8 protein-coding genes and 1 pseudogene are annotated in these 8,760 nt (G+C 74.0%); 5 read left to right on the top strand and 4 right to left on the bottom strand.

From position 1 onward, the window contains the following. The 4 genes and pseudogenes from AB0H87_RS33195 to mtrA all read right to left on the bottom strand — a co-directional run. A pseudogene (locus tag AB0H87_RS33195) lies at positions 1–180 on the bottom strand (hypothetical protein); the annotation flags it as partial. A 30-nt stretch (positions 181–210) separates the two neighbouring features. Continuing rightward, a complete protein-coding gene (locus AB0H87_RS33190) occupies positions 211–1,980 on the bottom strand; it encodes an LpqB family beta-propeller domain-containing protein (protein ID WP_360154757.1) in 1,770 nt (589 codons plus the stop codon). Continuing rightward, a complete protein-coding gene (gene mtrB / locus AB0H87_RS33185; protein ID WP_360154760.1) occupies positions 1,977–3,599 on the bottom strand; it encodes an MtrAB system histidine kinase MtrB in 1,623 nt (540 codons plus the stop codon). The genes AB0H87_RS33190 and mtrB overlap by 4 nt, the downstream gene beginning before the upstream one ends. A 94-nt stretch (positions 3,600–3,693) precedes the next feature. Continuing rightward, positions 3,694–4,383, bottom strand: a complete 690-nt coding sequence (mtrA, locus tag AB0H87_RS33180) for an MtrAB system response regulator MtrA (RefSeq protein WP_278078948.1) — start codon at positions 4,381–4,383, stop codon at positions 3,694–3,696. 241 nt (positions 4,384–4,624) lie between these two features. Between mtrA and AB0H87_RS33175 the strand changes: the two genes are divergently transcribed. The 5 genes from AB0H87_RS33175 to AB0H87_RS33155 are packed head-to-tail and all read left to right on the top strand — an operon-like array spanning position 4,625 to position 8,676. Further along, a complete protein-coding gene (locus tag AB0H87_RS33175) occupies positions 4,625–5,422 on the top strand; it encodes a hypothetical protein (RefSeq protein WP_360154754.1) in 798 nt (265 codons plus the stop codon). After that, positions 5,419–6,006 carry a DUF4129 domain-containing protein gene (locus tag AB0H87_RS33170; RefSeq protein ID WP_360154751.1) on the top strand — a complete coding sequence of 196 codons (588 nt, stop codon included), beginning with the start codon at positions 5,419–5,421 and terminating at the stop codon, positions 6,004–6,006. Before AB0H87_RS33175 ends, AB0H87_RS33170 begins: the two co-directional genes overlap by 4 nt. Beyond that, on the top strand, positions 6,003–7,376 hold the full coding sequence (locus AB0H87_RS33165; RefSeq protein WP_360154748.1) for a DUF4350 domain-containing protein: 1,374 nt from the start codon (positions 6,003–6,005) through the stop codon (positions 7,374–7,376). Before AB0H87_RS33170 ends, AB0H87_RS33165 begins: the two co-directional genes overlap by 4 nt. Beyond that, on the top strand, positions 7,373–8,350 hold the full coding sequence (locus tag AB0H87_RS33160) for a MoxR family ATPase (RefSeq protein ID WP_360154745.1): 978 nt from the start codon (positions 7,373–7,375) through the stop codon (positions 8,348–8,350). Before AB0H87_RS33165 ends, AB0H87_RS33160 begins: the two co-directional genes overlap by 4 nt. Positions 8,351–8,352: 2 nt before the next feature. After that, positions 8,353–8,676, top strand: coding sequence for a hypothetical protein (locus AB0H87_RS33155; RefSeq protein WP_360154742.1), 324 nt, complete (start codon positions 8,353–8,355; stop codon positions 8,674–8,676). The last annotated feature ends 84 nt before the right edge of the window (positions 8,677–8,760 follow it).

Genomic DNA, 8,760 nt, shown 5'->3' with positions numbered 1-8,760 from the left:
GCCGGTTGGCGGGGGCGGGAGGTCGCCGGCGGCAGAGGCATGGTGCTTGGGTGAAGCGCGGCCCGCGACCGCCGGTTGGCGGGGCCGCAGGGCGTCGAGAGCGGCCGCGCACGACGCACAGGCGCCGCGGCGCAGGGGCACGTGCGGTGTGCGGCAGCCGGCGCACTCCGCCGGCAGCACGAGGTCGGCGAGCGCGGCGAGCACCACGGGTCAGTAGGCGAAGAACGGCGCGATCGGCTGGGTCTGCGCTTCGGTGTTCGTGCCCGGCGACTGGGTCGGCGTCGCGCCGTCGATGGCCGAGCGGTCCAGCTGCGTCGAGGCGCCGAGGGCCAGCCACGTCGCGTCGTCGGCCTGGTAGAGCATCGTGCTGGAGGTGCGCCCGAGCGCGGTGGTCTCCGGGTAGGCGGAGATCATGACGACTGGGCCGTGCGCGTCGTAGATGCGCGGGGTGCGGCGCGCGCTGTCGACGGTGACGTCGTTGATCGACAGGCGGTCCAACTCGTCGGTGCCGCCGATCGACAGCGCGTTCTCGCCGCTCCAGGCGACTGCCGTCAGATTGCGCAACGGCGTGATCAGCGCACGCGGCTCGAGGATCTTCTGCGCATCCGACCCGATCGAGACGGGCGCGACGAAGACCTTGCCGTCGGCGAGCAGGGCGACCCGCTGACCGTCGGGGGCAACGGCGACCGCGCTGATGTCGCGCAGGCCGGGCGGCGTCACCTTGCGCACCGTGCGGTCGGCGCCGAAGACGTAGAGCCGCAGGTCGGTGCCGACCACGAGGCCCATCCGGGACCTGGGAAGCCACACGGGCGCGGACCGCGGGGTGACGCCGGGCACCAGGGCGAGGTCGCTGACCAGGCCGCCGCCGGTGGCCGAGCCCACCCGCAGCTCGTTCTTCTGGTTGACGATCGCGGCGTCGACACCGTCGCCGAACCGGCTGAAGGCGGCGAACTTCAGCTTCTGGTTGGCGGCGGGGGCCAGCGGGACGGGCGCCGGCACCGCGGCCGGGACGGTCAGCGCGTTGACCTTGCCGTCGAGGATGGCGTACGGGTGGGCTTCGGAGCCGACCGGGTACGGCGTGCGGTTCAGCAGGTCGTTGACGTCCTGCTTGGGCCGGGCCTGCCCGTTGATCTTGATCTGCAGCCACCGCACGCTCACGTTCGACGCGCGCATGGTCCACGCCACCTGCTGCGCGAGGAAGTCCTGCGCGTCGTTGCCGACCGCCGGCGACCAGTTCATGGTCAGCAGGTCGTTGTCGACGGGCGCGTTGGTCAGCAGCTTGCTGTCACCCGGCAACGGCTGGGCCGCACCGCCGAGCCACGGCGACGGGCCGCTCTCGATCATCTCGAGCAGCTCGTTCGGGACCCGGGACGTGGGCACCTCTCCCGGCAACCAGCGGAGGTCGGGCACGAGGGCGCTGCGGTCGCCGTTCCAGAAGTAGATCGTCCGCTCGCTGTAGTAGGTGGTCAGCGCCTCGATGTCGAGCAGCGTCTCCGGTGGCGCCTTGGTCAACCGCCAGCCACCGCTCTCCTCGGCCTTGACCTTCAGCGGGTAGCGGGTCGTGGTCTCGTCCGGCGGGCTGATCCGGCCCTCGGCGTCGAGCACACCGACGTGTTGCACCGTGAGGTCGACATCCTCGTCGTTGGGCTTGGGGTCGATCCGCACGACCTTGACGAGGTTGACGCTCTTGAGCGACGGCACGCTGCCCGAGATGTAGTCCCGGATGCGTTGGTCCGTCTTCCCGCCCGGGTCGAGCTCGCCCGCCGCGGCGGTGAGGAAGTTGGCGACGAAGTCCTTGACGGTGCTCGCCTCCAGCCGGTCCGGCGGCGGCACCCGCCCAGGATCGGCGGCCTGGTCGGCGCCGGACACGGGACCGGCGTGGTCGACCTTGACGTCGGTGTGGTCCGGTATCCCGCAGCCGGCGAGCAGCCCCGCGACCAGGCCGCCCGCGGCGACCAGGCCCGCGACCCGGCGCCTCATCGGGGCACCTCCGCGGGCGTCTGGGTGATCGCACGCTGCTGCACGGGCGGCGTCACCGCGGGCAGGTCGGCGTCCTCCGGCACGAGCCGCAGCGGCGAGGCCGTCAGCCGGTCGCCCGCGCGCACCGGCAGGGTCAACCGGAACTGGGCGCCCTGGCCGGGCGCGCCCCAGGCCTCGAGCCAGCCGCCGTGCAGGCGGGCGTCCTCGAGGCTGATCGAGAGGCCCAGCCCGGTGCCGCCGGTCTGCCGGGCCCGCGACGGGTCAGCCCGCCAGAACCGGTTGAAGACCAGCTTCTCCTCGCCGGGCTTGAGCCCGACGCCGCGGTCGCGGACCGCCACCGCGGCCGCTGTGCCGTCGGAGACCAGCCGGACGTCGACCGGCCGGTGCTCGGCGTGCTCCACCGCGTTGCCCACCAGGTTGCGCAGGATGCGCTCGACCCGGCGCGGGTCGACGTCGGCGATCACCGGGTCGGCCGGCACCTCGACGCGCAGCTCGACGCCGCACCGCTCCGCCAGGCCGCGCAGCGGCTCGACCGCGCGGTGCACGAGCGGCGCCAGGTCGCTCGGCTCGGCGTCGAGCATGGCGAAGCCGGCGTCGTAGCGGCTGATCTCCAGCAGGTCGGTGAGCAGGCTCTCGAACCGGTCCAGCTCGGTCTGCAGGATCTCGGCGGTGCGGGACACGTCGGCCGGGAACCGGTCGCGCTCCGCGAAGATCAGGTCGGCGGCCATCCGGACCGTGGTCAGCGGCGTACGCAGCTCGTGCGAGACGTCGGAGGTGAACCGCCGTTGCAGGCGGGACATGTCTTCGAGGCGGACGATCTGGCGCTGCAGGTTGGCCGCCATCTGGTTGAACGACGCGGCGAGCAGCGCGAGGTCGTCTTCGCCGGTGACCGCCATGCGCTGGTCGAGCAGGCCGGCCGAGAGCCGCTGCGCCGTGCGTGCGGCGACCCGGACCGGGCGGACGACCAGCCGGGTGACCAGGGCGGCGAGCAGCCCGAGGAGCAGCACCAGGGTCGCGCCGGTGGCCAGCACGGTGGTGCGGATCTGGGTCGCCGCCGAGTCCTGGGTGGTCAGCGGCTCGATGTAGTAGAGCTCGACATGCCCGAACTTGGTGGCCACCGGAGTGCCCTTGACCAGGTATTTCGCGCGCCCGGCGCCGAGGTCGGCCGAGCGGATCGCGGTCGCCACCCCACCGCCGTCGACCGCGCTGGTGATGTCCGGGCCGAGCACCTCGTTGATGACGCTCAGGCTGACGTCGCGGGACATCTCCGTGCGCAGCTCGGCGACCTCCTCGGCCTTCACCACGACCAGCCCGGAGCCTGGGTCCTGTGCGTCGCCGCCGCCGAGATAGAAGACGATGTCCTGGAGGGTGCCCTGCACGTTGGGCTCGTAGGGCTTGCCGAAGACGGCCAGCTGCTCCCGGGTGTAGCCGCGGCCGAACTCCATCTGCGCGGTCACGGTCTGCTTCGCCCGCTCGAGCAGGATCGTCGAGCTGCGGTAGGCCACCACGTAGGCGAAGACGGCGACCAGCAGGCTGGACACCACCAGGGTCAAGGTGACCACGCGGACCTGGAGCGAGCGGCGCCAGGTGTGCTCGACGGTCACCAGCAGCAGCGTCACCTGGCGGAGGAGCCGACCCCAAAGGACCCGGGCACGGGCCCGGGCCGATTGGAGGGTCTCGCCGAGTGACGCTGCGCTCACAGTGAGGCCCAGGCTATCCGGTGCCGGCCTTGTAGCCGACGCCACGGACGGTGAGGATGATCTCCGGGCGCTCCGGGTCCGGCTCGATCTTGGCGCGCAGCCGCTGGACGTGCACGTTGACCAGGCGGGTGTCCGCCGCGTGGCGGTATCCCCAGACCTGCTCCAGCAGCACCTCGCGGGTGAACACCTGGCGCGGCTTGCGGGCGAGGGCGACCAGCAGGTCGAACTCGAGCGGGGTCAGCTTGACCTCGTCGCCGTCGCGGGTCACCGTGTGCGCGGGCACGTCGATGGTGATCTGGTTGCCGGGCGGGCCGATGGTCAGCATCTCCGGCGCCGCGTCCTCGCCCCGGCGCAGCCGGGCCCGCATCCGGGCGACCAGCTCCTTGGGCTTGAACGGCTTGACCACGTAGTCGTCGGCGCCGGACTCGAGCCCGAGCACGACGTCGACGGTGTCGCTCTTGGCGGTCAGCATGACGATCGGGACGCCCGACTCCGACCGGATCGACCTGGCGACGTCGATGCCACTCATGCCGGGCAGCATCAGGTCGAGCAGCACGATGTCGGGCCGGTTCTCCCGGAACGCGGACAGGGCGCGCTCGCCGTCGGCCACGAAAGAGGGCAGGAAACCCTCACTGCGCAGCACGATGCCGAGCATCTCCGCCAACGCGGGATCGTCGTCCACCACCAGAACCCGGGCTCTCATGGCACCAATATTCCATCCGGGTTCATCGCGGTGTGACCGGCCGGCCGGCGGAATATCGACACCGACCCGGTCACGGGTACCCACAATTCGGTCTTTCGCCATGCTTCCGGGCCGGGAGGTGCGCAATATCCCCCGGTCCGGTCCCCGGGCGTGACGTGCGCCATGCCACGATGACCGCTATCCCGCAGCCTCGACGGAGCCGACCCTGGACACGTCCGCCATCCCCCGGCGCCCCCTCACGGTGGGCGAGCTGCTCGACGCCGCCCTCCTGGTGCTCCGGGCGCACGCGGCGGCCCTGCTGCCCGTGGCGGCCGTGCTCGCGATCGGCGAGCAGTTCCTCCTCGCGCCGCTGCGCGACTGGGCCCGGCTCGACGTGACCGACCCGGTCCGCTACCTGGACCGCGATTTCCCCCAGGTGTGGACCGTGCTCTGCGTGGGCGCCGGCTGCGAGGCGGTGATCATCGCGCTGCTCGCCGCGCCGGCGGCCCGCGCGGCGGGCGCCCTGCTGCTCGGCCGGCCGCTCGACAACCGCGCCGCGCTCCGCCCGCGTGGCCTGCGCCCGGTCGCCACGATCGCGCTGGCGCTGTTCGCCGGCGTGGTCGTCATGACGTTCTCGTTCGCCGGCCCGCTCTGGGCGTTCGCCTTCGGCTTCACCGCGCTGGCCGTGCCCGCCCTCGTGGTCGACCGGGTGAACCCGTTCCGGGCGATCGGCCGCGGGGTCGTGCTGGCCGGGCGGACCGGCGGCCGGGCCCTGTGGGTCCTGCTGGTCGCCTACCTCACCTGGTGGCTGATCCGGACACTGGTCGGCACCGTGGGCGGCAACCTGCTCAACCAGCTCGTGCCACTGCGCTCCGACGCGCTCGGCGTGCTGCTGTTCGGGATGCGGGTCGCGGTCAACACGCTGGCCTACGCCGCGCTCGCCTGCCTTGTCGCGACCCTGCACCTGGAGACCCGGTTCCGCTCCGAGGGCCTGGACATCGCGCTCAGCCGCGGCTACGGCGCCGGAGCGGGCGCCGACCCGCTGGCGGTGCGGCGATGAGCGGCTTCGCGCGCTGGTGGACCGAGGCGGTCGCGGCGCTCGGCGACCTCGTGCCGCCCGGCTGGCTGCTGCTCATCGTGCTGCTGCTCGCCGCCCTCGTCGCCGTGCTCTGGTCGCAGTGGGCCCGGCTGCGCTCGATCCGCCTCAAGTGGCCGCGGCGGCGCCGACGCCCCGCGGCAGAGCCGGCCGAGGCCGGGCCGGTGCCCCAGGAGACCGAGCCCGACGCGCTGCCCGACCTGCCGGCGGCGACCTTCGTCTCCCGCGCCGACCAGTTCGCGGCACAGGGCCGCTGGGCCGAGGCCGTCCGCGAGCGGTTGCGCGCCATGGTCCGGTTGCTCGTCGATCGCCGGGTGATCGAACACCATCCAGGATGGACGGTCACCGAGCTGGCCTCCGCCGCCGGCCGCAGCGCGCCGGCCACCGACCGGCCGCTCGGCGCCGCGGGCACCGTCTTCTCCGACATCTGGTACGGGCAGAAGCCGGCCACGTCCGACGACGACGCCGCCATGAAGGGCTTCGCGTCCGATGTGGATCGCGCGCTGAGCGGCGCCCGGGTGCCCGCGAGCCGGCGGGGTGAGTCGTGACCGCGACGGCGACGCGCGGCCGGCCGCCGGCCGCCCTGCGCCGGGGCCTGCGGCGGGGGCGGCGGGTGCTGATCCCGTTCGGGGTGGTCGCCGTGCTGCTGGTAACCACTCTGGTGACGCACGCGGTCGACACGCCCGACAGCGACGACGCCGACTTCCTCTCGCCGGCCAGCACCGCGCCGATCGGCTCGCAGCGCCTGGCCGAGGTGGTACGCGGCCGCGGTGTCGACGTCGTCCGGTACACGGACCCCCGTGTCGCCATCGCCGAGGCCGGCGGCGCCACGCTGTTCGTGCCGGCCGCGGAGTTCCTGGACCCGGACACCACCAGCGCGATCGCGTCGCTGCCGTCCCAGACCCGGGTCGTGCTTGTCGACCCGCCGGCGCGCACCCTGCGCACCATCGGCGCGCCGTTGGCCCGCGGTCCCCGGCGTTGGGCGACCGCGGCCGTGCCCTCCGGCGGCTGTGCGATCCCGGGCATCGGCGAGACCGGCGACGCGGCCGCCCGACGGCAGGCCTACCTGATCGACGCGGCCTACGGCGGCAGCCGGGACTCCTGCTACGCCAACGGTGTCCTGCGGCTCACGTACCCCCAGGAGCTCGTGGTCGTCGGCGCGTCCGACCCGTTCCGCAACGACCGCCTCGACGAGCACGACAACCGCGCCTTCGCCGCCGGTCTGCTCTCCGCCCGGTCCCGCGTGGTCTGGCTCGACCTGCACGAGCGTTACGTGCCGCCGAGGGAGCCGGCGCGCGCGGAGACACCCGACCCCACCGCCGAGGAGACCTACGACCAAGGGAGCAGCGGGGACTCGGGCGACGGCTCGGGTCGGCCCCCCGCGCAGGGCGCGCCCGGGTCGGGCGACGGCGACGGCGACTCCGACCAGCCCGGTGGCAACCCGCTGGGCGACGCGTTCCCGCCGTGGGTCTGGGCGATGCTCGCCACGTTCGCGGCCGCCCTCATCCTGTTGCTGCTCTGGGCGGCGCGCCGGCTCGGCCCGGCGGTCAGCGAGCCCCTGCCGGTCGAGGTGCGCTCGGGCGAGACGGTGCTCGGTCGCGGCCGCCTCTACCAGCGGGCGAAGGCCCGTGGCCCGGTCGCCGCCGTGCTCCGGCAGGCCGCCCTGCGGCGGATCGAGCCCGCGCTGGGGCTGGCGCACGGGCACACCCCCGCCGACGTGGTCGCCGCCGTCGCGCAACGCACCGGGCGCGACGCGTACCAGGTGGACGGGTTGCTCTACGGCCCCGAGCCGGCGCACGACGACGAGCTGCTCGACCTCGCCCGCGGCCTCGACGCCGTGGCCGACGAGGTCGGCGGCGTCCCATCCCGCCACACGCAGCCCGGCAGCGCCGGGCCTGACCAAGGAGAACCACGGTGACCCTCGCCGCCGGACCGACCGCCGAGACCGATCCCCGGGTCGCCCTGCACCGGCTACGCGCCGAGGTCGCCAAGGCGGTGGTCGGCCAGGACGCGATCGTCACAGGGCTGCTGATCGGCCTGCTCTGCCGGGGGCACGTGCTGCTCGAGGGCGTACCCGGTGTCGCCAAGACCCTGCTCGTCCGCTCCTTCGCCGCGGCGCTGGACCTCGACATGAAGCGCCTGCAGTTCACCCCGGACCTGATGCCCGGCGACGTGACCGGCTCGCTGGTCTACGACCCGCACGGCGCCGCGTTCACGTTCCGCCAGGGTCCGGTGTTCACGAACCTGCTGCTCGCCGACGAGATCAACCGGACGCCGCCGAAGACCCAGTCGGCGCTGCTGGAGGTCATGGAGGAGCGCCAGGTGTCCGTCGAGGGCTCGCCGCGGGCCCTGCCGGAGCCGTTCCTGGTGATCGCCACCCAGAACCCGGTCGAGTACGAGGGCACCTACCCGCTCCCCGAGGCGCAGCTCGACCGGTTCCTGCTCAAGCTCGCCGTGCCGCTGCCCAGCCGCGACGACGAGCTCGGCGTGCTGCGCGCCCACCACCAGGGCTTCAACCCGCGCGACCTGGCCGCCGCCGGGATCCGGCCGGTGGCCACCGCGGCCGATCTCGCGGCCGCACGCGAGGCGGTCGGCCAGGTCGGCGTCGTCGACATGGTGCTCGGCTACATCGTCGACCTGTGCCGGGCCACCCGGAGCTCCCCGTCGCTCGAGCTGGGCGCGTCGCCGCGCGGTGCCACCGCGCTGCTCGGCGCGGCCAAGGCGTGGGCCTGGATCTCCGGCCGGGAGTACGTGACGCCCGACGACGTCAAGGCCGTCAGCCGGTCGACCCTGCGGCACCGGGTCCGGCTGCGCCCCGAGGCGGAGCTCGAGGGCGTGACCGTCGACCAGATCCTCGACGCGGTGCTCGGCACCGTACCGACCCCGCGCTGACCATGGTCAGCTGGCGGACCGCCCTGCTGCTCGGCCTCGCCGCGCTCACCATGCCGCTGTGGTCGGCGCCGTGGTGGGCCGCCGCGGTGGCCGGGTTCGTCGTGCTGGCCGCGGCGGGCGTGGACTTCCTGCTCGCCGCGCCGCTGCGCGGGGTCACCCTGGCCCGCAGCGGCGACTCCACGATTCGGCTCGGGCAGTCCGCGACCGTGCGGCTGCGGGTGCGCAACGGCGGCCCGCGGACGCTGCGCGCCGACGTCCGGGACGCCTGGGTGCCCTCGGCCGGCGCCGTGACCCAGCCCGGCCGGGTGACCGTGCGGACCGCGTAGTTGATCCGCTGGAAGTCCGGGTCGCGCCGCGCGCAGACCGCCGCGACGGCCTCGCCGATCAGGTCCATGTCGGCGAGGAAGGCG

Source organism: Asanoa sp. NPDC050611 (assembly GCF_040654855.1).
Classification (GTDB): Bacteria; Actinomycetota; Actinomycetes; order Mycobacteriales; family Micromonosporaceae; genus Asanoa.
This window is presented reverse-complemented; position numbering and strand designations above follow the sequence as displayed.

What these genes read in the sequence shown, in the direction of transcription:
- AB0H87_RS33190 (WP_360154757.1), bottom strand. Translation starts at nt 1,980, where the DNA reads ATGAGGCGCCGGGTCGCGGGCCTGGTCGCCGCGGGCGGCCTGGTCGCG.
- AB0H87_RS33170 (WP_360154751.1), top strand. Translation starts at nt 5,419, where the DNA reads ATGAGCGGCTTCGCGCGCTGGTGGACCGAGGCGGTCGCGGCGCTCGGC.
- AB0H87_RS33155 (WP_360154742.1), top strand. Translation starts at nt 8,353, where the DNA reads ATGGTCAGCTGGCGGACCGCCCTGCTGCTCGGCCTCGCCGCGCTCACC.
- mtrA (WP_278078948.1), bottom strand. Translation starts at nt 4,383, where the DNA reads ATGAGAGCCCGGGTTCTGGTGGTGGACGACGATCCCGCGTTGGCGGAG.